The sequence below is a fragment of the Vibrio sp. TRT 17S01 genome (genome assembly GCF_050113695.1).
Classification (GTDB): domain Bacteria; phylum Pseudomonadota; class Gammaproteobacteria; order Enterobacterales; family Vibrionaceae; genus Vibrio.
The window spans coordinates 74,599-99,659 of record NZ_JBNJOG010000001.1 but is presented as its reverse complement, the minus strand read 5'-3'; the positions used below and the strand labels follow the sequence as shown (position 1 = coordinate 99,659).

Sequence of the window (25,061 nt, the reverse complement as noted above, 5' to 3'; positions counted from 1 at the left end):
TACTGGTGTCATGTTGAGCCTAGATATCACTACCTCTACTTCTGCTCGCATTAAGTCCTTAAATCAATACACACGGAAATAGGTAGAGATGATGGGGCTGGCAAAAAAACTGACTGCACTAATTGTTGGGATCACGTCATTCATCATTCTGATCACAGCCATCATAATGTATAAAATCGCTGAGCAAGCGTTTGAGCGTAGTGTAAATCAACAACTTTCCGGTACGCTTGAACTCGTCAGTGGCATCATCGAAGAAAACAATACCGCCACTTTATCCATCGCGGAACTCAACGCCCAAAACCGGAACATTAAAAAGGCAATTGATACTGGCATTAATCGAGGCATTGCTCAGTCACTCAATGATGTGGTCAAAACACACGACTTCATTAACTACATCATCATTGTTGATTACGACGGGACCGTATTCGCAGCATCGACCATCACCAGCAATAACCAACGATTCAACAGTGAACCCTGGTTATTAACCAATGTGGAAAAGTTTGATGTTTTCTCTAGCCTGATGACAGACAGAGCACTCCTAAGCCCTCCATCGACAGACCCGTTGATTTCATCCGATGACAAAAACACCTTGTCTCAATGGGTGGCCAGTCCGATTTACCTACGAAATCAATTGGTCGGTTGGGTGATGATCTCACTCGACTGGGAAAAGCGCTACTTCTCTTTACTTTCTGCAACTTACGAAAAGCTAAGACATGCGTATTATCCGATTCAAGCCATCGAATTAAGCTTTGCCGACTCAAAACAAAAAATTCAAGTCAGTAACCATGAATCAATTTCAGCCGTGATCACCAAAGAACATGATGTCGCGGTTGGTATGGCACAATACCAATTGAAGATTCACTTTGACCATCAAGCCGTATTCGCCGCTTTCATTCGCATTCGTGACATTGCCACACTGATATTAGTCCTTTCTGCTGTTGTACTATCAGTAACGCTGTTCATGAGTTTGCAACAGCTCCTGATCCATCCCATCACTCATCTCATTGAGCAAATCAACTTACTCGGAAACAATGGCCTTGGTTATCGCCTGCCACGCTTTAACATTCGCGCTATCGACTCCATTGCCCAGTCCATCAATACGTTAACGGGAAAAATCGAGCAAAATACCACCTCATTAAAACGGCTGGATTTAGAGGTAAAGGAAAAAGAGCGCCTAATGAGCCAGCAGCAAGAAACAAAGCAACGGCTCGAAGCGGTGCTTGATACCGCTGCTGACGGCATCATTACCATCGACAGTCAAGGGACCATCTTAACCTTTAACCAATCTGCACAAATGATTTTTGGTTACTCCGAAAATGAAGTGGTTGGCCAACCCGTCGAAATGCTGATGCCCAATCAATACAAAGCCCACCACCAAGGCTATATCGACCGCTATCGCACCACGAAAGAAGCCAAAATCATTGGTATCAGAGACACCCTTGGGCAATTAGGGCGCGAGGTCATTGCCCAGCGAAAATCGGGGGAACAGTTTCCAATACAGCTTTCCATTGCTCCAATAGAAACAGAAGAAGGCATGTTTTTCTCTGGCATGGTGCGAGATATTGGTCCATTAAAAGCATCACAGGATGCATTGATTAAAGCTAAGGAGAATGCAGAACGAGCAGTAAAAGCTAAAAGTGGACTAATGAGCCAGCAACAAGAAACAAAACAACGCCTTGCCGCAGTGCTCGATACTGCTGCTGATGGCATCATCACCATCGACAGTCAAGGGACTATCTTAACCTTCAACCAATCTGCACAAATGATTTTTGGTTACTCCGAAAATGAAGTGGTTGGCCAACCCGTCGAAATGCTGATGCCTAATCAATACAAAGCCCACCATCAAGGCTATATCGACCGCTATCGCGCCACAAAAGAAGCTAAAATCATTGGCATCAGAGACACCCTTGGGCAATTAGGGCGCGAGGTCATTGCCCAGCGAAAATCGGGGGAACAGTTTCCAATACAGCTTTCCATTGCTCCAATAGAAACAGAAGAAGGCATGTTCTTCTCTGGCATGGTGCGAGATATTGGTCCATTAAAAGCATCACAGGATGCGCTTATTAAAGCTAAGGAGAACGCAGAGCTGGCAGTAAAAGCCAAAAGTGAATTCTTGGCTGTTATGAGCCATGAGATCCGTACACCGATGAACGGGGTTATCGGTATGCTGGATTTGCTAATGTCTAATAACCTCAATCACTCACAACAACACCAAGCCTACCTCGCGCACAGTAGTGCTTTATCTTTACTGAGTTTGCTCAACGACATTCTTGATTTCTCTAAAATTGAAGCCAATAAGTTAGAGTTTGAAAAACACGATTTTGATCTGCGTAGCTTACTCGGTGAATTCAGTGAAAGTATGGCAGCCACCCTAACGAACCCTGATATCGAACTGATTTTAGATACCATTGATATTGAGCAAAGCCGTGTGGTGGGTGACAGTTCCCGCATCCGACAAATCTTTGCTAACTTAGTCGGTAATGCGATGAAATTTACCGAAAAAGGTGAAATTCTGATCCACGCTGAACTCAACGAACATGATAAAAATCACTGGCGTCTCGATGCTTATATTTCGGATACAGGCATAGGAATTCCAGCCGACAGAGTCGATAGCTTGTTCGATAAGTTCAGTCAGGTTGATGCATCCACTACCCGTCGATATGGCGGCACCGGACTAGGGCTAGCGATCGTAAGAAAGTTGTGTCAGTTGATGGACGGCGATGTCTCTGTCACCAGTGAAGTAGGCAAAGGCACAACATTCAGTTTTAATGTCCTCGTAGGAAAATCCGAGACATCAACCGTTGTCGTACCCGATACCAATATTTCTGAACTCGATATTCTCATTGTTGATGACAATGCCATTAACCGAGAGGTGTTGCTAAAACAACTGCAACGTTGGGGGGCGAATGCCGTTGAAGCGAAAGGCCCTGAAGAAGCTAAAGCGCAGTGCCAACTTCAGTTTGAAACACATGGCAAAGAGTTTGATATCGCATTTCTTGATATGTTGATGCCGCTGCAAGATGGCATCGAACTCAGTCAAGAATTACGCCAGCATCCCCATGCCCAACGCACTAAGCTCATTATGATGACATCGTTAGATAACATCAGTGCTCAGAATGAGTTTAAACAGCTAGGGTTCAGTGGTTATTTCATTAAGCCTGCGACCACCAAAGACTTACTTCAAGCGCTTCGAGTGATTGGGAGTGAGGACTTCGATGAGCGGCAACCGCTTGTTACCCACAACTACTTACTTGGCCTCGATAGCGCACCAGTTGATGAAATGCTAGAAAGTACATTGCATGTGTTGGTTGTTGAAGATAACCGCGTGAATCAAATCGTAATTACTGGTTTCTTAAAGCAGCTAAAATGCAGCTACGAAATCGCAACAAACGGTCTTATTGCTCTAGAGAAACTCCAAGCATCCAATACGTTTGATCTGGTGTTGATGGACTGCCAGATGCCAGAAATGGATGGCTATGAAGCCACTATTAATATTCGTAATGGCGAGGCTGGCAGCCAAGCTCAAACCATTCCGATTTTAGCCATGACCGCCAATGCAATGGAAAGTGATCGCAAAGCCTGCATTGAAGCGGGTATGGATGACTTCCTTACGAAACCAGTGAATAAGCAATTACTGGAGAAAAAGCTGTCGGAATGGGGCAAAAAGCACTCGAAAGCATCATGAGGAGCAGCTGATCTCCATACCCTTACCCCATTCTGGTGGCAGGTTAGCATAAGCATTGAAGTCGGGCTGCTCATCAAACGGTTTTCTGAGCAATTCAGCAAGCTGATTCACTTCACTAAAATCTCCCTGTTCTGCTTTGTCGATGGCAATTTGAGCAAGATAGTTTCGCAAAATGTATTTGGGATTTACTTGGCGCATTTTGTGGCAGCGCTGCTCAGCTGTGACAGCTTGCCCATCGTTCGCTATCTCTAGTTCACAACGGGCCAGATACGCAGTTAACCATGAAGCTGCGCTGTCACGGTCAACAAACAAATCCAACACGGCTTGTTCCGGCTGGCAATCAAGCATCGATAGTTGACGCATAAAGCGGGTGTAGTCAGTGCGGTTTTTCTGAAGTAACTCAAACATGGCATCAAACAACTCACCGTCGCCGTCCAGCTTACAATGTAATCCGAGTTTGCTGCGCATTAGTTGGCTAAAATAGAGGCTCAGTTTGTGTTCATATTGCCCTAAGAGCCGTTCTAGATCCGGCTTTTCAATCAGTGGCGAAAGGGCATGGGCCAATGCAGACAAATTCCACAACGCAACACGAGGCTGTTGATCAAACGCATAACGCCCTTGGTAGTCTGAGTGGTTACAGATATAGCTCGGATCATACTCATCGAGAAAAGCAAAAGGACCATAGTCGAACGTTTGCCCCAGCACAGACATATTGTCGGTATTCATTACACCATGAGCAAAACCCACCGATTGCCAGCAAGCAATCATATAAGCGGTTCGGTCAACAATCTGTTCAAACATCGCCACATAAGGAAGTGCCACATTGCAATACTCAGGCCAATACCATTCAATGACCTTATCGGCCAATAGCTGCAAATACTCGTGCTGATTGGTATAGAAAAAATGTTCAAAATGACCAAATCGGATATGGCTCTCTGCCATTCGAATCAGCAGTGCACCTTGCTCCGTTTTCTCTCGGTATACAGGCGTATCACTAACCATCATTCCCAATGCTCGGGTGGTTGGGATACCAAGCCCAGCCATCGCTTCACTGCACAAATACTCACGAATGGTAGAACGTAGCACAGCGCGACCATCGCCCATTCTTGAAAATGGCGTCAGCCCTGCCCCTTTAACGTGGATATCAAACACTTTTCCTTGATCATCTTCAATTTCAGCCAAGAGCAAACCACGTCCATCACCAAGATCTGGGTTATAAACACCAAATTGATGACCCGCGTATTTCATCGCCAAAGGATTAAATTCAGCCACCGCATCTTCACCACTAAACTGACGCAAAAGCGCTTCATCCGCTTGCTGCGGTAAGTCAAACGCCATCGCAAATGGTGCATTCCATGCGACCCAACGAGTATTCGTCAGAGGCTGTAAGGCAACCTTATGATAAAACGCAGCGGGCAGTTGGGAGAATCGGTGAGATAAGTTAAGCGTGCTCAGGTCAGACATAAAGAATCCATTCATATGTTGATAAACCGAAAATAGCATAGCTTAACAAAGCAAACTAGTGAGGCTAAGCATTGCAGTCTACTACACGATAGTAACCACAAACTTAATATGGATTCTTAAGCCATAAATCTTAAGATATTTGATTTAAAATCGCGGTTTATATCAGCGTAAACACACTCAAAAGACCAACGAAGCAAAACAGGCATGTACGGCTAACGACACCGAAATGGGAAGGTTGGATCATTTCTTGATGCTGCATCATTTCTCCTTGTTCTATTTTTATGACACCACAATGACACTATGATGAATTCTGACCCAAGATGCCAATGTAAGACGATGAATTTTTTGTGACACTGCGGCTGCAATACCTAAGTTTACACCTTTCGATAGATCTTCATTTTTTCCCAACGCCTTACCACGTTGTTGCATATTTTTTCTTGCCCTATCGCAACTTAACCAAAACCACACCAAACTTAAGATTGAAACAAAAGCAACACCTTGGTGCTAGGCCATTTCATACATTAAACCTTTTGACCAAAAAATAGACGATCTCAAAAACAAAACAGAGACACGATTACAGAACGAGATAGCATAAATAGGTTATTTGCATATTTTTCATCATCTTAAAAAGAGCGATGAATGAGATTCTATTTTTTAAGAAAAGGATTTTTAACGTGTTGGCTAAGAAAACGAAGCTTAGTGTCATTCTTGCAGGTGCATTAGGGCTAAGCGGCTGCTTTTGGGACAGCGACAATGATACAAACAGCGCGCCCACAGTAACTTTGGTGTCAGAACAAACCCAAACATATGGACTAAGAGAAATCTCAGTTCAGGTTAATGCTTATGACCCAGATGGCGATGCACTTTCATTTAACTGGGAGCAATTGTCAGGCACACCTGAACTGGATTTAAGTAATATTGATGAACATGGCAACCTTACCGTTGTGTTACCAGACGTCGCCTCAACGGAAACCTTCAAATTACAGGTTAACGTGAGCGATGGTGAGTTCACCGTGAGTGATGAGATTGATATCAATGCAGACAAATCGAACCCGATCCCGTCTGCTAACATCATGGGTAAAGCCACCATTGCCAAAGTAAGAAACTGGCCTATCGCAAATCAACCTAACTTGTCTATCTTAACCAGTGATGGCTCGGTAGGATTAAACCCAATCTGGAAAGTCATCGAGTCACCAGAAAATAGCCAATACACCCTGACAAGTCCTAATTCTCACAGCACTGGATTCTTTGCCGATACATCTGGCGAATACCGCCTAGAGTTAGTCCTAGACAACGAACAAGATTTATCAGCATTTGCTCATTACACCATTAACGTGATTGATGATATTGACGGGGATGGGTTAAGCGATTCAGATGACCTAGACGCCGACGGTGATGGCTATTTAAATGATGACCTCTTCCCGCTCGACAAAGCTTCACACTCTGACAGCGATGGCGATGGGGTAAGTAACTACCACCAGCATGATGAAGATGGTGATGGCGTTGTCGACCAACTTGATGGCTACCCATTTGATGCTTCCAAAGACAGCTGGCCTGAGCACATTGAAAGCCCAGTCAACAACGATGGTATTGCTGTTTCAGAGACGGTAACGGCCTTCCCTTCATTTATCTCTGGAACACTTCAAACCAATAGCGGTTATGACCAAGATTACTACCGCCTCACACTGCCACAAGGCAGAGTTTCTATCCAATTAAAGACATCGCTGCCATTTGCTGGCTTTATCACCTTAGTTGATGCACAAGGTGTCCCCGTTGCCTTTATGGAACACACATTACCAGGACAACGGATTATCAGCGCGGTGATCCCATCTTCCGGCAACTACTTCTTTGCGCTTGGAGCAAATATCAGCGAAACCATAGACTATCAAGCTTTGGTTTATCTTGATTCTGACCAAGATGGTCTGTCTGATGAAATGGAACAAGCATTAGACAGCAATTTTCTCAGTGCAGATAGCGATGCTGATGGTGTTAGCGATGGTATTGAATTCTATGGTCGCGCGACACCAACACTTGATATGGATGGCGACGGGCTACCGTCATGGTGGGATCTCGACAGCGATAACGACCTGATTGCAGACCAATTAGAAATGCTCAATGTCGCCTTAGATGTCGATAACGACGGCGCAATCAACAGCCAAGATGAAGACAGTGACAATAACGGTCAATTGGATAGCGTTGAGGTGGGTTTCAACTTTATGGAGCCAAGTAACATTGATGGCGACCAGTTGTTTGACTTTGTCGATGCCGACAACGATAACGATATGGTTGATGATACCTTGGATTCTGAGCCAAATATTGCCATGTTGAATTCGGTTGCTCGCGACAACAAACCACTTGAAATCACCCAAGTGACAGACAGCCATAACCAAATTACCTTCCAATGTTTACTTTCCCAAAGCGTATCCATTTCACTATCGAACTTTAACCATTATTCAGGGTTAAAAACTGTGGTACGCAGCCAAGGGGAAAGTTCAGTGATCCCACATACTGTCGAGCAAGACACATTACAAATTGATTGTCAGACACTTGGTATGGGGAATCATCTTCTGCTTGTGACTGACGGTGAAACACGCACCGGGGAATACCCGATTGAAGTGTTGCAAGACAATGCGCTGCTACTTAGCCAAGTGTCCTTATCCGGTAATCAATTAACTCTGCACGGCACTAACTTAAACCAGCCATTTGTACTGCATTATTCGGCAGGCACCCTCGATGTTGACAACCGCTATTCCGATCAAAGCTATACGTTCACCTTGCCAAGTAACTTTGTCTCTGGTGAAATTTATCTGGATCATGCATACGGCAGCACTCAATCTTTCTACGTGAGCTATAAGCAAACCACTAGCCACAATGTTACCGCTGAACTGCCAACAGGCATTCAACCGGAAGATGTTTATTTATCCACCTCTCTAGACAATGAAGTGCCATTCAATCCTAATGGCAACACATTAGATATCGATGTCTCACAACCTGAAATTGCGACACTATCAAAATACATTGGTGAGGAGATCCACACGCTAGGCTATGCTCCTGTGCTGCCGTCTTCAAGCTCAATACAAATCAATGCCACCACCACCGCAGTTGGTTACTTGTGGCACAGTATTAATAACGACTGGAGCAACGCATCAGCAGAGCAACAATTGCAAGCAATTTACGCCTTAGACAGTGTTCAGCAACTGGGTGAATTAATTTACAACGGGTTAGCCAGTGATCTTGATTACTTGCTATCCGATGAAATCTATTTATCTCCGTTGTACCAGCAAGCGCTAACAGACATCAAAGCCAGTCTAGTGGCTCAACCCAATGCTCTACGCCAAGGACGCTCCAACTCACCTATCGTGATCACGCCCGAGCAGGAAATTGACGACATTGGCGTAAAAATCGATGGTGACAATCAATTCAATATCGAAAACGACACCAAATTGCATTTGGCTTTTCAAGTGGTGAGTAGTGAAGGTAAGAGCATTTGCCAATATGGCTCTGGGATGTGGAGTTCCAATTTTGTTGGCCCTCAAGAGACCATGTGGCATATCGCTTCAACGGGGATTTGTGGTGGTTCTGTCGTGCAAGACTCAACGGTCCGTGTATTAAGTGCGGGTTCCGACGCAAGCTACGATGCGATGCTAACGCCCGGGCAGATCAGCGCTCATGAAAAAAGTGTTCGCCAGTACCTTGTCGGCAGAACCATCATTGATGGTGTGGTATTGCCTCAACTAATGTTCATCCTCGACAACGCTGGCCTGCTCACCATCAATAAAAACCAACTTGCTACCATCTTTTTAACCGAAGCACCTTGGTTTATGACTGAAGTGATGGAATTCACTACAGGCGGTCAATCACTGGAAGAGTTCCGATACGACGTTTTAGTTAAGCTAAAAAATGACTTTTTAAGTTATGGCCCAGTTACCCAAGCCATCTTTAAAGCCGCAGCGCAAAACCTGACCGCAGAAGCCTTAGCCAAACTGGCAGCAAAAGCGGTGAAAAAAGCCATCCCAGTGATTGGACAACTGCTTATCGTTAAAGACTTCACTTTAATGGGGGTTGATATCGGCAAAACACTCACTGACCTTTCATCAGTTGACGTTGTGATAGATTTTCAAGTGGAAGTAGAACTGGAAGTCACTAGTGTGGAACCTGCGGTGATCATGCCAGATGGAGAACCAAAACAAATCATCATTGGCGGACGTGGCTTCCAGCCTGTCAAACCTGATTTTTGGAGCAGTAAAAAGTACCCAATGGTCACGCTCACTAGCACACTTTCAGGTGAAGCCCGCCAATACAAGCCATACTATATCAACCATGACGGTACAGAAATGTGGATCATGGCAGGTGCCAGTTTGTTTAATACCGATGATGATGTGTTTGATCTATCAGTGAAACACTCTGCTTTTGATCTGCCAGCAGAAGAGTTAAAAGAAGCCATCACCGTAGAGGCTGATTTGGTGCTCAGCAGCGTATCCAAAACTCAAGCTGCATCCAATGATATTCTCACCGTAAAAGGATCGGGATTTTCTAAGTTCTCTTCAGAAAATATGGTGATGTTTGGTCAATATCAGGTCGCAATTTTAAGCCTAAGCAGTACGGAACTCTCTTTCCGAATTCCAAAAGATCTTGACCCAGGGACCTATGCAATTAAAGCAAAACGTCTCGACATCAATGACAGTAAATGGTCTAACGAACTTGAAGTAGAGATCGCTGAAGCGGATGTTGTTATTACCGTATGTGACAATGGCGGTTTGAAAGATGATAACTTTGCACTGGATGTAGATGGACAACGTGTGGGACAAACATCGACCAGTAACAGCAAGTACTGTTTTGCCTTCCCAATAACGCTACCAACTGGGGTACATTCAGCGACCTTAACTGGTCTTGATGCACCGGATGGCATCGGCACATACAGTATTTCGTTTTCTGGTGTCAGCGATGTTTCAGGTGCACCGACATCAGGAAGTGATTTAGTTCCGGGATCTGCCCCTAAGCAATACTCATTTAAAGTGATACAGCCTTCAGCTCCTAGCGTATTTATGGTACCTAAGAGCATTCCAAGACGACTTGGGGCTGAGTAACGTTTACTACTTACTAATAGGCCAGCACATCTGTGCTGGCCTAAGAGATCAAAACAATGGAACAAAAAGATAAGGATTATTGGCAATACGGTGATAAATGGAGCAAAACCTTTCCGCTGCGCTTACCGCCGGCACAAACCCTGCGCACTTTCTTCATTTTAAGTGGTATTTTGTTTGCGCTTTGGGGCATGTCTCTGATCACCTTATACGAAGATATCATTGGCGTTCCCAATGCGGGGGGCAATAAAGGGGGCGATCCTTTAAATAACTACATCGTCTTACCTTTACTCAGCTACCTTGTCTGGATCTGGCGCTATACCGCCCCATTATCGTTATGTCACTACCACAAAGACAGTTATAATCGACCCGCTTTAAATACGCGACAACATTGGCTTGCTACAGCAGCGACCCTCGTTCTAGGGTTTGTTGCGACACTGGTGTGCTACTATCTTCTGGTCCCAGAGCAATATCGATAACAGGCTTAGCGGTCTGCTGGGTGGTTCACACCATCATTCACAATTACCTCTCCGAGTTCATAAGGGTTGACCCCTTCTAAACATCCGACATTAAAGCCATATTCGTTCGGGTTGGAACGCCGTTGATGATGAGTATAAATACCACAGTGGACACAAAAATAATGCTTCGCCGTTTTGGTATTAAACTGATAGAGCTTTAATGCATCTTTTCCCTTTACTATCTCGATTCCATCTAGGGAAACCGAAGCGACTATCGCCCCTTTGCGGCGACAAATGGAACAATCGCAACGCCTTGGCTTCTCAAGACCGTTGGGCAATGACAAAAGCAGTTCAACAGCGCCGCAGTGACAACTCGCTTTATGCTCCGGTTTGATTTCGGTCTTTCCTACTTTCTGAATCATCCTAAATTCCTTTTTGAAAGTTTTTACCTTCCACCCGCTAAATCAATAAAAGAGCCTGTCGCGTATGAAGCTTCATCAGACAACAACCACGCAATGGCGTTGGCCACTTCTTCAGGAGTACCTCCTCGTTTTAATGGAAGGTGAGCGCTAAGACGATCCACCCGATCCGGCTCACCACCATCGGCATGCATATCTGTATAAATACACCCCGGGCGCACCGCGTTCACCCGAATACCAAGCTCGGCCACTTCCAGCGACAAACCTTTGGTTAAGCTGTCCATTGCTCCTTTCGAAGCAGCATAATCGACATATTCAAATGGCGCTCCGATTCGTGATGCCGCTGAAGAAACATTCACAATAGCCGAGCCTGCCGACATGGTTTTCAGCGCTTCTTTACAACACAGAAAACAACTCATAACGTTTGTATTCATTACGGTTTGAAAGCGCTCTGCTGAGATCTCGGTAAGTTTCGCTTGGGTAAATAAAACTCCGGCATTATTGACAAGATGGGTCACCGGACCAAACACCTGATTTGCCTGTTGAAACAACTCCGTCACTTGATGTTCGTCAGCCACATCTGCTTGAACCGAGATAGCCTGTCCACCTTGAGCGCGTATCTTTTTCACTACCTCATCAGCAGCATTTTGATTACGCAGATAATTCACCACAACAGCGTAACCTTGACTTGCCAACAATACCGCCGTTGCCGCACCGATCCCTCGGCTAGCTCCTGTAACCACAACAACCTTGTCCATTTTAACCTCCTGTTATAAAAGAAAACCTCATAAAAAAACGAGCCCTTTCTGGACTCGTTTTATATCGTAGATTACTGGTTAACGCCAATCGCTACGTTTGATGGCATACAGACAGTGTCGCTGTAATGGATGGCCTTGCGGAAGTTTAGGATGATTAAAATCTTGTTGTAGGTTCTTCACCCCCAGTTTCATCATCACCTGTTGCGAAGGCTGATTAGGCAACGCAGTAAAAGCATACACGGTATCAAGATTGAGTTGTTCGAAAGCAAACTTGAGCGCTGCTTGAGCCGCTTCCGGTGCGTAACCTTTTCCCCAATGAGGCTGAGCCAAGCGCCAACCAATTTCAACCAAAGGAGCGTTGGGAATACCGCTGTCTTGTGCTTGTTGGTGCAGTCCGACAAAGCCAATAAACTCTCTCGTTTCTTTCAGTTCAACGGCCCAAAAGCCCCAGCCTTTCTGATCAATAATGTCAAAAATTCGCTGCACCATCGCATCTGATTCATCATGACTCAGCAAAGCTGGGAAATAACGCATGACCTGTGGGTCAGCGCCCATCAGACGAAAAGCTTCGCGATCTTGTGCTTTCCATTGTCGCAAGCGTAAACGTGCCGTTTCCATCACACCAAACTCCATTTTTATTCAAGATAAATCGTTTATAACTGGAGAGTGTATTTATAGCAATGAATCGCTTTCCCGTTTAATCGCGCGTAGTTTTTTACGCACTCTCCTTTCAGGAATTGATTGTTTGCGAGAACTTTTTGTGAGGCAATATTATCGGTAGCCGCAAAAGCAACGATTTTTTTAAGACCAATTCGGCGTGCTTGTTGCAGAATTTCATTAACCGCAAATGATGCCACACCACGGCGCGTGTATTGCTCACCGATACGGTAGCCTAAATAAGCAGAAGCCGTTTCCATGCACAAACTGTGTAAATTCACGCGTCCTATCACTTCACCTTCAGTACCACACACCAGCATGGGTAAACATTGACGTTGTCGATAGTCTGAAAGAAAGTCGAGCACATGGCTACGCACCCCTTCAAAACAGTAAAATCCCCCTTCTCTCGGCGGAATAAATTGCTCAAACCATTTTCGGTTTTCACTTTCAAAATCCAGCAGCGATGCGCAATCTGATTCATGTAATAATTTCAGATACATGTTTAATTTTCGTTATATTGAATTATGTGCATAAGACTAGCAGAGTCTGCATAAAAAATCGCCACAAACTGCCGTAAGTTTTATGTCGGACAAATCGGATATCGATCGTTCGTATTCACCCAAAAGCATATAGACATTTAGACGTCTAGACGTTGACAACATCCGCCAGTCAGATTAGTCTGCTCGCCCTTATCATTTATTTAGCGCATTTGAATGTCTGGCTCAAAAAACACAACTCAATCTGCTGCGCCCTCGGCGATAGCCCTCATGCCCTTAGTGGTGTTCCTAGCACTGTTTATTGGCGTTGGAACCTACCTATCTTTACAGGGCGTTGAATTTGCTTTCTACCAGTTACCGGCACCTATCGCCGTACTTCCCGCCATCATTCTGGCTATCGTATTAAGTAAAGAGTCACTTAACCGCGCGATTGAACAATTTATGCGTGGCGTTGGCCACCCAGACATCATCGCCATGTGCATGATCTATCTGTTGGCAGGCGCCTTTGCCGCTGTAGCTAAAGCATCGGGCGGTGTTGATGCAACGGTTAACCTTGGTCTGTCCGCTATTCCAGCGACCATGATCCTACCGGGTATTTTCCTGATTTCAGCCTTTATTGCCACCGCCATGGGCACTTCAATGGGCACCATCGCAGCTGTTGCCCCTATCGCTTTAGGCATTGCTCAATCGGCAGGCATGAGCCTACCTCTTACAGCAGGAGTGGTGTTAAGTGGCGCAATGTTTGGTGATAATCTTTCCATTATTTCCGATACCACCATTGCAGCAACCCGCTCCCAAGGTTGTGAAATGCGCGATAAGTTTAAAGAGAATGTCCGCATCGCCATTCCTGCTGCTCTGTTTGCGCTGGTTATCTTCGCCTTCAATAGTACGGCAACCCAAACACCGGAAACTGGGCCTATTGAGTGGCTTAAAGTGCTGCCGTATATCACGATTTTAATTCTCGCCGTTTCTGGCCTCAATGTGTTTATCGTGCTTACCATCGGGATTCTGCTTGCAGGTAGCGTGAGCCTAATCAGCACGGAAAGCTATGCGCTAACTGACTTTGGTAAAGACATCTATGAAGGCTTTGGCAGCATGCAAGAGATATTCTTGCTCTCAATGTTGATTGGTGGCTTAAGTGAGCTGATGCGTCGCCAAGGTGGGCTGGCTTTTCTTACTCAGTTGGTTGGTCGCATGATCCGAGTTTTTGGTTCGACACACTCTGCCAAAGCAAATGGTCGTGCGAGTGAAGTTGGTATTGCGAGCTTGGTTGCGATGGTGAATGCATGCACCGCAAATAATACCGTGGCGATTATCGTTTCGGGCAGCGTTGCGCGCCAACTGGCTGAAGAACACAATGTAACGCCAAGACGCTCCGCCAGTTTGTTGGATATCTTCTCTTGTGTGATGCAGGGAATGTTACCTTACGGTGCGCAAATATTGCTACTCGGCTCCGTATTCAAGCTATCACCCATTGAGATCGTAGCGAACTCCTACTATTGCTTCTCACTGGCTATCGCCGCCATTGTCGCGATTTTCATCAATCACCCAGCGAGAAGAACGGCAGCACAGACCAACTAAACACCAAAACGAAAAGAGCGCCACTTAGGCGCTCTTTTTGAATCTGAGCTAAACGCCAGAAACGTAAAAGCCCCGATGACTCATTGAGCTATCGGGGCTTTAGAATAAATGGCACGCCCTGTAGGATTCGAACCTACGACCACATCCTTAGAAGGGACGTGCTCTATCCAGCTGAGCTAAGGGCGCGCTACAGGGACAGAATTATACGAGTTCAATTTGTTAAATCAATCGCTTTATCTAACATTCTGATCTGAATGCCTAAAAAAAGGGCAAGGAGCGTTGAGGCGTCCAAAAAACACTCAAAGCAAACGTTTGCTTATAGATGTTCATTGATTTTTTTGCGACAATGCGCGACAAATAAATTCCGCTATTCTATTTTTCAAAGGAAAGTCATGACTGCTCAAAACATTGATGGAACTCTCATCTCTCAAACTGTTCGATCTGAAGTTGCTGCGCGAGTAAAAGCGCGCGTCGAAGCAGGATTACGTGCACCGGGTCTTGCGGTGGTCTTAGTCGGTGAAGATCCGGCTTCTCAAGTTTACGTTGGTAGTAAACGTCGTGCTTGTGATGAAGTTGGCTTTGTTTCTAAATCCTTTGATCTTCCTGCATCAACTTCGGAAGAAGAATTGTTGGCACTGATTGACGAGCTCAACCAAGATAGTGAAATTGATGGCATTCTGGTTCAGCTTCCCCTGCCTGCAGGCATTGACGCGACACACGTTCTTGAACGTATCATCCCTGAAAAAGACGTAGATGGCTTTCATCCATACAACGTTGGTCGTTTAGCTCAACGCATCCCTAAGTTACGTTCATGTACACCAAAAGGCATCATCACTTTACTTGATCGATACAATATCGAGCTTAGAGGCAAACACGCGGTGATTGTTGGGGCATCCAATATCGTTGGTCGTCCAATGACATTAGAATTGCTACTTGCAGGTTGCACAACCACGACATGCCATCGCTTTACTAAAGATCTCGAAAGCCATGTGCGCCAAGCAGATGTGGTTGTGGTTGCCGTTGGTAAGCCCAACTTCATTCCAGGAAAGTGGATTAAAGAAGGCGCGATTGTGGTTGATGTGGGCATTAACCGCCTTGAAAGCGGCAAGCTTGTTGGTGATGTTGACTATGCCAATGCAAAAGAGCGCGCTAGCTTTATTACCCCTGTCCCTGGTGGTGTCGGCCCAATGACTGTTGCAACGCTAATTGAAAATACCATGATGGCGTGTGAACAATTCCACACCAAAAAGTAATTCCTTAAAAACACAAAAGGGTTGATGCGAAACATCAACCCTTTTTTAATTCTAACGAATGACACCGTGCTACAGGCTTAAAATTACACCTGCAATTGAAGCACTCATTAAGTTCGCCAGTACACCTGCTGAAATTGCTTTGAAGCCATATTTGGAGATGAACGGACGCTTTTCTGGCACCAAACTACCTAGACCACCAATCAACATCGCCATGGTAGAAATGTTCGCAAAACCGCAAAGGGCAAAGGTCACAATCGCTTGAGAGTGAGCACTCAATTGCGATTTAACGTCCATCAGCTGAATGAAAGCAACAAACTCGTTAACCACAATTTTGTTACCAATCAGAGAGCCAGCTGTGACGGCCTCATTCCATGGAATACCGAGTAACCATGCGATTGGTGCAAACAAGTAACCTAAGATCAGCTCAAAGCTTAATTGAATACCAAACCAGCTTCCCACCCAGCCTAACAGGCCGTTAAGTAATGCAATCACTGATACAAACGCCAGTAAGGTTGCGCCCACGGCAACTGCAATACGAAGGCCAGACATCGCACCATCTGCCATCGCTTCAACCACGTTGGTTGCTCGTGGGATCTCGACATTTTCCATTGATGACTGCTCAATCGCAGGCTCAATTTCTGGCATCAAAATTTTCGCCATTAATAAACCGGCAGGCGCAGACATAAAGGCAGCGGCGATCAAGTAGTTCAAGTCCACACCTAGTGATGCATAACCAACGAGTGTGCCACCAGCAACGGAAGCCAAACCACAAGTCATGACCGCGAAAAACTGAGAGTCGCTCATATGTTTCAGGTAAGGTTTCACCACAAGAGGCGCTTCAATCATACCGACAAAGATATTCGCAGTTGCCGAAAGTGACTCAGCGCGGCCAGTACCCAATAAACGTTGCAATGCGCCGCCAATCAAGTTGATCACTTTAGGCATCAGTCCGATATGGTAAAGACCTGAAATCAGAGCAGAGAAAAAGATGATGATACCTAGTACGTTGATGGCAAAGGTAAAGCCACCTGTCGCCAAGCCACCAAATAAGAAAGTGATCCCTTCTTGGCCGTAGTTGATCATATTCGATACGGCGCCAGTAACACTGTTAAGTGCTTCTTTGCCCGCAGGAACATATAAAACCAACAATGCAAAAGAGACTTGCAGAGCAAAGGCCAATGAAACGGTTCGATAGTTAATGCTCTTTCTATTGGCAGAAAGCAGCCACGCAACAGCAAATATCGCGATAACACCTAACAATGAGTTCATAAAAACAATCCAAAAAATGGGGAAACAGGAAAGGCGTCGGATTGTATAGACGCAACAAATTGTTGCAACTTTCAAATGTTAACAGGGTGAGCATTGCTAGTGATTAAAGTTTCACCACCAAACTAACTGATTGAAATTAATGCATTTAAACGTTTGCTTCACTTTACTATTTCTATTGAGAAAAGATGTTTATGAGGCAGGAAATAATCAATCGTTAATCTTACAACTAATCAGGCATTGAAATGTATGGTGCGAGTTTTTGATCCCAGTGACATGGAGAACCAATTTTATCGCGAATGAACTCGATCACCGCAGACACTTTTTTAGGCATGTGTTTTCGGCTTGGGTAAACAGCATAAAACGGCATTTTTTGACACGCTCGCCACTCGGGTAACAATTGAATGAGCTTGCCATTTCGAAATTCATCATCCAGTAAGTAAGTCGCTAGGTAACCAATCCCCCACCCTGCTATCGCCGCATCTCTCACAGCTTCCGCCAGATCGACGGAGTAATTACCAGAAACTTTAACGGCAAGTTGATCTCCTTTCTGACAAAAGGCCCAAGTATGGTAATCACGCTCCCAACTTCTATAAATTAGACAATTATGTTGCTTAAGATCATCAGGGTGGCGCGGCGTATCATGGCTGAGTAAATAATCAGGTGAGGCGACGACAACAAACTGACAGTCCGCCAACCGCTGTGCAATATACCCTTCTGGAAGTTGTTCATTATTGGTGATCCAAACATCCAACCCTTCTAATAACATATCCACTTTGTAATCAAACAAGTGAACTTCGACTTGAAGCTGAGGATACTGCTGACGCAGTTCGTTAATCGCAGGAATAATATGCAGCGTACCAAACGATTGAGAAAGGCCAATTTTGACTAGCCCTGAAATTTCATCACGCTGGTTTTCCATCTCATATTGAGCATTGGAGACGATCTGCACCACTTCTTCACAATGCCGATTGAAACGTTCACCCGCCTCTGTCAGGGTAAAAGTACGGGTTGTACGCTGCACTAACTTAATGCCAAGTGAAGCTTCAAGTAGGGCCAACTGTTTACTTACATGAGAAACCGAAACACCTAATGACTTAGCGGTGCTGGTAAAGTTTTGGTGTTTGACTAAGGTGGTGAAAATCACCATCTGAGCAGCGCGTTCTGAAAGCACAATTTCCTCGAAAAAATAAAGGGCTCAATAGAGCCCTTATCGTTAAAACTAATATCGTGAAGACTATATCCGATCAGCGAGATGGCTCACAGCCAAAGCAAAGTAATAAGAGCGGTTCCACTTCATCAATACATTGTAGTTGTTGTAAACCAGATAAATGCGACCATTTTCGTCATCTGGGGCAATCAACCACGCTTTAATATCTTTATCCAGCGTAGGCAATGGACTGCCATCATATTTGGTGATGCCCAGCTTGCTCCATTGCTGCAAATACTTACCTTTACTTTCTTCGCGCCCTTGAATACTGGTATCAAAACCTTCAGGTAGCTTTACCTGACGTCCCCAAGTGTATTGGTCATCCCAGCCAGATTGACCAAGATAATTGGCTGTGGAGGCAAAAACATCTGCTTTGGTATTCCAAATGTCTTTTTTGCCATCACCATCGCCATCCGCAGCGAAAGATAGAAACGAGCTCGGCATAAATTGGCATTGTCCCATCGCCCCTGCCCATGAACCTTTCATGTTTGCAGGTGTGATATGGCCTTCATCAAGGATCTTCAATGCAGCCATGGTTTCTTTGCGGAAGAATGCTTCCCGACGCCCGTCGTAAGCCATGGTTGAAAGCGCATCGATCACACTGTAATTACCGGTGAACTTACCGAAGTTACTTTCAACTCCCCACAAAGCAACGATAAAGCGAGGCTGAACGCCAAACTCGTCACCGATACGTTTGAGCTCTGTATAGTGCTCTTTGTATAGTTGCCTAGCTTGTTTCACTTTCCAATCAGGGACGGCACGTGGAATATATTCGTCCAGAGTGAGCTTTTTCTCTGGTTGGTTGCGATCGGCTTTTACCGCTCGTGGCTTGTGCGTTACATTTTGAAAGGCCTGATCGATAATCGTTTCAGAGATGCCATTTTCACGCGCTTCTTCTTTGAGCCCTTCAACATAGCGTTCAAAGCTGACTTCTGCCGCTAACCCCGGAGCGGAAAGACTTAATCCTAACAATACTGACAATAACTTTTTCAAATTGCTTCCCCTGTGCAATTTCCGCTCTTTAACAGCCGATCACTCAGATGCTTGACGAGCTTTTTGTTCTTTATATTCTTCTAATAGATTCTTCGGTGGCGGAGGTAATTGCAAGAAAAAGCCATCTTCATTTAAAGATTGTTTCACTTTTTCAATATCAACCTGTGCAAGTTGACGACCATCCAAGTTCACCATCATCACCATGATAGGTTTGCCAAACATCTGCATCAGAGTGTCAGGAACCTGTGAAAAATCGTCCTTCTTCTGAATATAAAGATAAGCTCCTTCCTTTTTGGAACTTTTGTATATCGCACAAAGCATATAAAGCCTTTTGGTAATTCAATTCAGTTTCGTCAACGTTTCGCTAAAATTATCAGCAAAACGCATAATTGAGCGCAAGATAACTTGCTGTGCCTAAACAGGGAATATAACATGACACCCCTAGTCTCAGGCAACGCCATTTCAGTAATGGCAACGAGTTATCGAGGTCCAAAGTAAACGATGTCACGTACCCCAGATTTAAAAGGTAGTAGTTTTACTTTGTCAGTTTTACACCTTTCTGACAATGATATCGAAAAAACGATGCATTTCCTCAATGAAAGAGTGAAACAAGCCCGTGCATTTTTTGCATCTGCACCTGTTGTAATAAACATAGCAAAGGTTGAAAGCGAGATTGACTTTGGCCAGTTAAAACAGGGCATTTTAGACGCGGGGCTGATCCCTGTTGGTATCGCAGGCTGCAAAAATAAACGCGCACAATCGCTAGCAACAGAAGCGGGGTTTGCCATCATGTCGGCCAGTCGCTCTTCTTCTCAAGCGCCGGCAAAAATGGTTCCGACTAAAGTGGTTCGTACCCCTGTACGTTCGGGTCAGCAGATTTACGCGAAAGACGGCGATTTGGTGATCCTCAATCACGTTAGCGAGGGGGCAGAAGTCATCGCAGATGGCTCAATTCACATTTATGGCACTTTGCGTGGCAAAGCCATTGCAGGGGCTAACGGAAACACCGATGCTGTCATTATTTGTCAGAAACTCAACGCTGAGTTGATGTCAATTGCCGGACACTATTGGTTAACCGATCAATTCGACCCAGCACTCTGGGATCAAAAAGTAATGATGAGTTTAAAAAGTGACTCGCTTGAACTTGAGTTGCTCACGATTTAAAAAAATAAGGAATACACGTCATGGCACGCATTATAGTTGTCACGTCAGGTAAAGGCGGCGTAGGTAAAACTACATCTAGCGCAGCAATTGCATCTGGCCTTGCTCTTAAAGGCAAAAAAACCGCAGTAATCGATTTTGATATCGGTCTACGTAACCTAGATTTGATCATGGGCTGTGAACGCCGCGTCGTTTACGATTTTGTTAATGTCATCAACGGTGAGGCAACGCTAAACCAAGCCCTTATCAAAGACAAACGTACAGACAACCTTTTCGTTTTGCCTGCTTCACAAACTCGCGACAAAGACGCGCTAACACGTGAAGGTGTTAGACGTGTACTTGATGAAATGGATGAGATGGGTTTTGACTTTATCATCTGTGATTCACCAGCTGGGATCGAGCAAGGTGCGCTAATGGCGCTATACTTTGCAGATGAGGCCATTGTGACAACGAACCCAGAAGTATCTTCCGTCCGTGACTCTGACCGTATCCTTGGAATTTTGGATTCTAAGTCTCGCCGCTCTGAAGAGGGCCGAGAGCCAGTGAAGCAACATTTACTACTCACACGTTATAACCCAGCACGTGTGGCACAAGGCGAAATGCTAAGTGTTCAAGATGTAGAAGATATTCTTCATATTTCACTTCTGGGTGTTATCCCTGAAAGCCAAGCCGTACTGAATGCATCAAACAAAGGTGTACCAGTCATTTTTGATGAACAAACTGACGCTGGTATGGCTTACAACGATACTGTTGAACGCCTTCTTGGCCAGCAAGTAGACTTCCGCTTCCTAACTGAGCAGAAGAAAGGAATCTTTAAACGACTATTCGGAGGCTGATCGTTGGCATGTCATTACTAGAATTTTTCCGCCCAAGCAAAAAAAGCTCAGCCAGTATGGCGAAAGAGCGCCTGCAAATCATTGTTGCAGAACGCCGCAGCCAAAATGATCCTGCGCCATCTTATTTGCCACAACTGAAAGAAGACATTCTTAAAGTCATCAGCAAATACGTTGCGATTGATCCAGCGATGGTTGATCTTTCTTTAGAGCACAAAGGCGACGATATTTCAGTGCTAGAACTTAATGTTAAGCTACCAGACGAAGAGAAATAGAACTCGCAATCTAGTAAAAGCCGATGCATCTTCATCGGCTTTTTTGTATCCACTCTCCAGCCTCTTCTCTTTCTGTTTTCTTCTCAGTCACACAAAGCAATACCAGCTCACGGCATTCAATCTGCTCTTCACATCAACAAACGGATCTTAGTTTGAATTAGATAAAAAAAGCCCCAGTCTTTCGACTGGGGCTTTAACCTTTTCCCGATTTAAGGTTTCGTGCTAGCGAAAACCTTTCTCAAAACTAAATGCTTACTTAAGCTTTAGCTTTTTCTTTCTTAGCTTTAGGAGCCGCTGGTGCTTCTTGGTCAGCTTTCTTCTTGATTACAGTTGTGCCTTCGAAAGTTTCACCTTCAACGAATGCTTTACCGTAGTAAGACGCTAGTAGAACTTCTTTTAGCTCGCTGATTAGAGGGTAGCGTGGGTTCGCACCAGTACATTGGTCATCGAACGCTTCAACTGCTAGCTCTTCTAGTTTCGCTGTGAAGTCTGCTTCAGCAACACCTGCAGCTTGGATAGAAGCTGGGATGTCTAGGTTCAGTTTAAGCTCTTCCAACCAACCTAGTAGACGTTCAATCTTCTGAGCAGTGCGGTCACCAGCTTGGCTTAGGCCTAGGTGGTCAGCAACTTCAGCGTAACGACGACGTGCTTGTGGACGGTCGTATTGAGAGAACGCAGTTTGTTTAGTTGGGTTGTCGTTCGCGTTGTAACGTACAACGTTCGAGATTAGTAGTGCGTTCGCCAGACCGTGTGGTAGGTGGAACTCAGCACCAATCTTGTGCGCCATAGAGTGACAAACACCTAGGAATGCGTTCGCGAATGCTACACCAGCGATAGTTGCTGCGTTGTGTACTTTCTCACGAGCGATTGGGTCGTTTGCACCGTTCGCGTAGCTTGATGGTAGGTACTCTTTAAGCATCTTAAGTGCTTGTAGAGCTTGACCGTCTGAGTACTCGTTCGCTAGAACTGATACGTAAGCTTCTAGAGCGTGAGTTACTGCATCGTAACCACCGAATGCTGTTAGAGACTTAGGCATGTTCATTACTAGGTTAGCATCAACGATAGCCATGTTTGGCGTGATTTCGTAGTCAGCTAGTGGGTACTTAGCACCAGTTTTGTCATCTGTAACAACAGCGAATGGCGTAACTTCTGAACCCGTACCTGAAGTTGTAGTGATACATACAAGCTCAGCTTTCTTACCCATTTTAGGGAACTTGTAGATACGTTTACGGATGTCCATAAAGCGCATTGCTAGTTCTTCGAAGTGAGTTTCTGGGTGCTCGTACATTACCCACATGATCTTAGCAGCGTCCATTGGAGAACCACCACCTAGAGCTAGGATTACGTCAGGCTGGAAGCTCTTCATTGCTTCTGCACCTTTCTCAACAACAGATAGTGTTGGATCCGCTTCTACGTCGAAGAATGTTTGAACTTCGATGCCTTGCTCTTTAAGCAGTTTAACTACTTCATCAGCGTAACCGTTGTTGAATAGGAAACGGTCAGTAACTAGGAATGCGCGCTTCTTACCTTCTAGGTCGCTCATTGCGATTGGAAGGCTACCACGACGGAAGTAGATAGACTTAGGTAGTTTGTGCCACAACATGTTTTCAGCTCGCTTAGCTACAGTTTTCTTGTTGATAAGGTGCTTAGGACCAACGTTTTCAGAGATAGAGTTACCACCCCATGAACCACAACCTAGAGTTAGAGAAGGTGCTACGTTGAAGTTGTAAAGGTCACCGATACCACCGTGAGTAGTTGGGATGTTTACAAGGATACGTGCAGTCTTCATCTTGTCACCGAAGTAACGGATGCGGTCTGCGTTAACGTCTTGGTTAGTGTAAAGACCAGATGTGTGACCGATACCACCGATTTCAACCATTGTTACCGCTTGAGCAACTGCGTCTTCGAAGTTGTCAGCACGGAACAGACCTAGAGTTGGAGATAGTTTCTCGTGAGCGAACTCATCATCGTAAGAAACTTTACCTAGACCTTCACCTACAAGAACTTTAGTGTCAGCAGGAACTTTAACGCCAGCCATTTCAGCGATTGCTGGAGCAGGTTGACCTACGATTTTCGCATTTAGCGCGCCGTCGATAAGAAGTACTTTACGTACTTTATCAGCGTCAGCTTTAGATAGAACGTGAGCTTTGTGAGAAGCGAAACGCTCTTTTACTTCGTCGTATACTTCGCTAACTACGATTGCAGCCTGCTCAGAAGCACATACTACGCCGTTATCGAAAGTTTTAGACATTAGGATAGAAGCAACAGCACGTTTGATGTCAGCTGTTTCATCGATAACTACAGGAACGTTACCTGCACCTACACCGATTGCTGGCTTACCAGAAGAGTAAGCTGCTTTAACCATGCCTGGACCACCAGTTGCAAGGATAAGTGCGATGCCTTCGTGCTTCATAAGAGCATTAGAAAGCTCTACAGATGGTTGGTCGATCCAACCGATGATGTCTTTTGGAGCACCCGCTGCTACTGCTGCATCTAGAACAAGTTTCGCTGCGTCGTTAGTAGAGTTCTTCGCACGTGGGTGTGGCGAGAAGATGATACCGTTACGAGTCTTCAAAGAGATTAGAGATTTGAAGATTGCAGTAGAAGTAGGGTTAGTTGTTGGTACGATACCACAGATGATACCTACAGGTTCTGCGATAGTCATCGTGCCTAGGTTGTCATCCTCTTCAAGGATGCCACACGTTTTTTCATCTTTGTATTTGTTGTAGATGAATTCTGAAGCAAAGTGGTTTTTGATAACTTTGTCTTCAACAATACCCATACCAGACTCTTCAACCGCTTGTTGTGCTAGCGGGATACGAGCGTGGTTAGCCGCTAAAGATGCTGCACGGAAGATTGCGTCTACTTTCTCTTGAGAGAAAGTTGCAAACTCTTCTTGCGCTTTCTTAACGCGTGCAACCATTGCATCTAGTTCAGCCAAATTAGTAACAGGCATAGTGAATCTCCTAAATTAATAAATATTAAAAACTTTTTAGTAAGGTTGCTGACTGCTTGTTCTCACATTTCTTCAGTGACTTAACTTACAACATTCTTAGTAAATTGCTTTCAGGTCTGAGTATAATATTTCAGTGTGTGAAAAAAATTGACTCAGATCAGTTCTGAAAAATTAATTACCCCGTTAGTGGTAATTAACATCAAAAACAAACCATAACACACTGATAAATAACAACTTAACCTCAACCCAAGCAATGTTCAAAAAAACTTCAATTGAAGTAGTAAAAATAAAAAAACTACATCAACCTGTAAAAAAGTTTCATTTTTAGACAAAAAAGGCACTTGTGTACGAGCTTTTACGTGCTACTAGGAGTATATCCGAGCTCGTTATACACACTAGCATTCGGACAGTTTTTTATTAAAAATGTGCGAATGTTAACAGTTGCACAAAATTCTATGCCTTCAGGCCCATATTGTATGTAACAAATTGTGCTATTTGTTTTCACCTATTG

The 25,061-nt window shown here is 44.7% G+C and carries 19 protein-coding genes and 1 tRNA gene; 8 read left to right on the top strand and 12 right to left on the bottom strand.

Annotated features, from left to right (window positions below):
* Positions 1–91: 91 nt before the first annotated feature.
* Complete coding sequence (locus ACQEXS_RS00400) at positions 92–3,685, top strand: PAS domain S-box protein (RefSeq protein WP_427012453.1); 3,594 nt, start codon at positions 92–94, stop codon at positions 3,683–3,685.
* Here ACQEXS_RS00400 and ACQEXS_RS00395 read toward each other — a convergent pair.
* Together ACQEXS_RS00395 and ACQEXS_RS00390 are read right to left on the bottom strand one after the other, a co-directional pair.
* The gene (locus ACQEXS_RS00395) at positions 3,680–5,149 is read right to left on the bottom strand and encodes a protein adenylyltransferase SelO (RefSeq protein ID WP_427012452.1); all 1,470 of its coding nucleotides are present in this window, start codon (positions 5,147–5,149) and stop codon (positions 3,680–3,682) included. The two genes, ACQEXS_RS00400 and ACQEXS_RS00395, sit on opposite strands and share 6 nt — an antisense overlap.
* Before the next feature lie 279 nt (positions 5,150–5,428).
* Positions 5,429–5,578 carry a hypothetical protein gene (locus ACQEXS_RS00390; RefSeq protein ID WP_427010979.1) on the bottom strand — a complete coding sequence of 50 codons (150 nt, stop codon included), beginning with the start codon at positions 5,576–5,578 and terminating at the stop codon, positions 5,429–5,431.
* 245 nt (positions 5,579–5,823) lie between these two features.
* On the opposite strand from ACQEXS_RS00390, the gene ACQEXS_RS00385 reads away from it, so the two are divergent.
* Positions 5,824–10,236 carry an IPT/TIG domain-containing protein gene (locus ACQEXS_RS00385; protein WP_427012451.1) on the top strand — a complete coding sequence of 1,471 codons (4,413 nt, stop codon included), beginning with the start codon at positions 5,824–5,826 and terminating at the stop codon, positions 10,234–10,236.
* Between the two features lie 56 nt (positions 10,237–10,292).
* Positions 10,293–10,712 (top strand): hypothetical protein, encoded by a 420-nt coding sequence (locus ACQEXS_RS00380; RefSeq protein ID WP_427012450.1) that lies wholly within the window; start codon positions 10,293–10,295, stop codon positions 10,710–10,712.
* A gap of 5 nt (positions 10,713–10,717) precedes the next feature.
* On the opposite strand, the gene ACQEXS_RS00375 is transcribed toward ACQEXS_RS00380, so the two are convergent.
* The 4 genes from ACQEXS_RS00375 to ACQEXS_RS00360 form a co-directional block, all read right to left on the bottom strand.
* On the bottom strand, positions 10,718–11,113 hold the full coding sequence (locus ACQEXS_RS00375) for a GFA family protein (RefSeq protein ID WP_427012449.1): 396 nt from the start codon (positions 11,111–11,113) through the stop codon (positions 10,718–10,720).
* Between the two features lie 23 nt (positions 11,114–11,136).
* Entirely contained in the window at positions 11,137–11,868 is a 732-nt protein-coding gene (locus tag ACQEXS_RS00370) for an SDR family oxidoreductase (RefSeq protein ID WP_427012448.1), read from the bottom strand.
* 78 nt (positions 11,869–11,946) lie between these two features.
* Positions 11,947–12,486, bottom strand: coding sequence for a GNAT family N-acetyltransferase (locus tag ACQEXS_RS00365; protein WP_427012447.1), 540 nt, complete (start codon positions 12,484–12,486; stop codon positions 11,947–11,949).
* Positions 12,487–12,521: 35 nt separating this feature from the next.
* Complete coding sequence (locus ACQEXS_RS00360; protein WP_367988515.1) at positions 12,522–13,025, bottom strand: GNAT family N-acetyltransferase; 504 nt, start codon at positions 13,023–13,025, stop codon at positions 12,522–12,524.
* Positions 13,026–13,238: 213 nt separating this feature from the next.
* Here ACQEXS_RS00360 and ACQEXS_RS00355 point away from each other — a divergent pair, with 213 nt between their 5' ends.
* A complete protein-coding gene (locus ACQEXS_RS00355; RefSeq protein WP_427012446.1) occupies positions 13,239–14,603 on the top strand; it encodes a Na+/H+ antiporter NhaC family protein in 1,365 nt (454 codons plus the stop codon).
* A 109-nt stretch (positions 14,604–14,712) separates the two neighbouring features.
* On the opposite strand, the gene ACQEXS_RS00350 is transcribed toward ACQEXS_RS00355, so the two are convergent.
* Positions 14,713–14,789: transfer RNA gene (locus tag ACQEXS_RS00350), tRNA-Arg, on the bottom strand.
* Positions 14,790–14,995: 206 nt separating this feature from the next.
* Between ACQEXS_RS00350 and folD the strand changes: the two genes are divergently transcribed.
* Complete coding sequence (folD, locus tag ACQEXS_RS00345; RefSeq protein WP_427012445.1) at positions 14,996–15,856, top strand: bifunctional methylenetetrahydrofolate dehydrogenase/methenyltetrahydrofolate cyclohydrolase FolD; 861 nt, start codon at positions 14,996–14,998, stop codon at positions 15,854–15,856.
* Between the two features lie 69 nt (positions 15,857–15,925).
* Here folD and ACQEXS_RS00340 read toward each other — a convergent pair whose 3' ends face one another.
* The 4 genes from ACQEXS_RS00340 to ACQEXS_RS00325 form a co-directional block, all read right to left on the bottom strand.
* Entirely contained in the window at positions 15,926–17,125 is a 1,200-nt protein-coding gene (locus ACQEXS_RS00340; protein WP_367988512.1) for a NupC/NupG family nucleoside CNT transporter, read from the bottom strand.
* Between the two features lie 226 nt (positions 17,126–17,351).
* Positions 17,352–18,296, bottom strand: coding sequence for a LysR family transcriptional regulator (locus tag ACQEXS_RS00335; protein WP_367988511.1), 945 nt, complete (start codon positions 18,294–18,296; stop codon positions 17,352–17,354).
* 63 nt (positions 18,297–18,359) lie between these two features.
* Entirely contained in the window at positions 18,360–19,325 is a 966-nt protein-coding gene (locus ACQEXS_RS00330) for a lytic murein transglycosylase (RefSeq protein WP_367988510.1), read from the bottom strand.
* Positions 19,326–19,364: 39 nt separating this feature from the next.
* A complete protein-coding gene (locus ACQEXS_RS00325) occupies positions 19,365–19,646 on the bottom strand; it encodes a YcgL domain-containing protein (RefSeq protein WP_367988509.1) in 282 nt (93 codons plus the stop codon).
* A 180-nt stretch (positions 19,647–19,826) separates the two neighbouring features.
* Between ACQEXS_RS00325 and minC the strand changes: the two genes are divergently transcribed.
* The 3 genes from minC to minE are packed head-to-tail and all read left to right on the top strand — an operon-like array spanning position 19,827 to position 21,594.
* The gene (gene minC, locus ACQEXS_RS00320) at positions 19,827–20,489 is read left to right on the top strand and encodes a septum site-determining protein MinC (RefSeq protein WP_367988508.1); all 663 of its coding nucleotides are present in this window, start codon (positions 19,827–19,829) and stop codon (positions 20,487–20,489) included.
* A gap of 20 nt (positions 20,490–20,509) precedes the next feature.
* Complete coding sequence (gene minD, locus ACQEXS_RS00315; RefSeq protein WP_427012444.1) at positions 20,510–21,322, top strand: septum site-determining protein MinD; 813 nt, start codon at positions 20,510–20,512, stop codon at positions 21,320–21,322.
* A gap of 8 nt (positions 21,323–21,330) precedes the next feature.
* Positions 21,331–21,594, top strand: coding sequence for a cell division topological specificity factor MinE (gene minE / locus ACQEXS_RS00310; RefSeq protein ID WP_367988506.1), 264 nt, complete (start codon positions 21,331–21,333; stop codon positions 21,592–21,594).
* A gap of 256 nt (positions 21,595–21,850) precedes the next feature.
* Here the strand turns inward: minE and adhE are convergent, their stop codons facing one another.
* The gene (adhE, locus tag ACQEXS_RS00305; RefSeq protein WP_367988505.1) at positions 21,851–24,550 is read right to left on the bottom strand and encodes a bifunctional acetaldehyde-CoA/alcohol dehydrogenase; all 2,700 of its coding nucleotides are present in this window, start codon (positions 24,548–24,550) and stop codon (positions 21,851–21,853) included.
* Positions 24,551–25,061 lie beyond the last annotated feature (511 nt).

Excerpts from the sequence above, each read along its gene's own strand:
- ACQEXS_RS00400 (WP_427012453.1), top strand. The coding sequence starts at position 92 with ATGGGGCTGGCAAAAAAACTGACTGCACTAATTGTTGGGATCACGTCA.
- ACQEXS_RS00395 (WP_427012452.1), bottom strand. The coding sequence starts at position 5,149 with ATGTCTGACCTGAGCACGCTTAACTTATCTCACCGATTCTCCCAACTG.
- ACQEXS_RS00390 (WP_427010979.1), bottom strand. The coding sequence starts at position 5,578 with ATGCAACAACGTGGTAAGGCGTTGGGAAAAAATGAAGATCTATCGAAA.
- ACQEXS_RS00380 (WP_427012450.1), top strand. The coding sequence starts at position 10,293 with ATGGAACAAAAAGATAAGGATTATTGGCAATACGGTGATAAATGGAGC.
- ACQEXS_RS00375 (WP_427012449.1), bottom strand. The coding sequence starts at position 11,113 with ATGATTCAGAAAGTAGGAAAGACCGAAATCAAACCGGAGCATAAAGCG.
- ACQEXS_RS00370 (WP_427012448.1), bottom strand. The coding sequence starts at position 11,868 with ATGGACAAGGTTGTTGTGGTTACAGGAGCTAGCCGAGGGATCGGTGCG.
- ACQEXS_RS00365 (WP_427012447.1), bottom strand. The coding sequence starts at position 12,486 with ATGGAAACGGCACGTTTACGCTTGCGACAATGGAAAGCACAAGATCGC.
- ACQEXS_RS00360 (WP_367988515.1), bottom strand. The coding sequence starts at position 13,025 with ATGTATCTGAAATTATTACATGAATCAGATTGCGCATCGCTGCTGGAT.
- ACQEXS_RS00355 (WP_427012446.1), top strand. The coding sequence starts at position 13,239 with ATGTCTGGCTCAAAAAACACAACTCAATCTGCTGCGCCCTCGGCGATA.
- folD (WP_427012445.1), top strand. The coding sequence starts at position 14,996 with ATGACTGCTCAAAACATTGATGGAACTCTCATCTCTCAAACTGTTCGA.
- ACQEXS_RS00340 (WP_367988512.1), bottom strand. The coding sequence starts at position 17,125 with ATGAACTCATTGTTAGGTGTTATCGCGATATTTGCTGTTGCGTGGCTG.
- ACQEXS_RS00325 (WP_367988509.1), bottom strand. The coding sequence starts at position 19,646 with ATGCTTTGTGCGATATACAAAAGTTCCAAAAAGGAAGGAGCTTATCTT.
- minC (WP_367988508.1), top strand. The coding sequence starts at position 19,827 with ATGTCACGTACCCCAGATTTAAAAGGTAGTAGTTTTACTTTGTCAGTT.
- minD (WP_427012444.1), top strand. The coding sequence starts at position 20,510 with ATGGCACGCATTATAGTTGTCACGTCAGGTAAAGGCGGCGTAGGTAAA.
- minE (WP_367988506.1), top strand. The coding sequence starts at position 21,331 with ATGTCATTACTAGAATTTTTCCGCCCAAGCAAAAAAAGCTCAGCCAGT.
- adhE (WP_367988505.1), bottom strand. The coding sequence starts at position 24,550 with ATGCCTGTTACTAATTTGGCTGAACTAGATGCAATGGTTGCACGCGTT.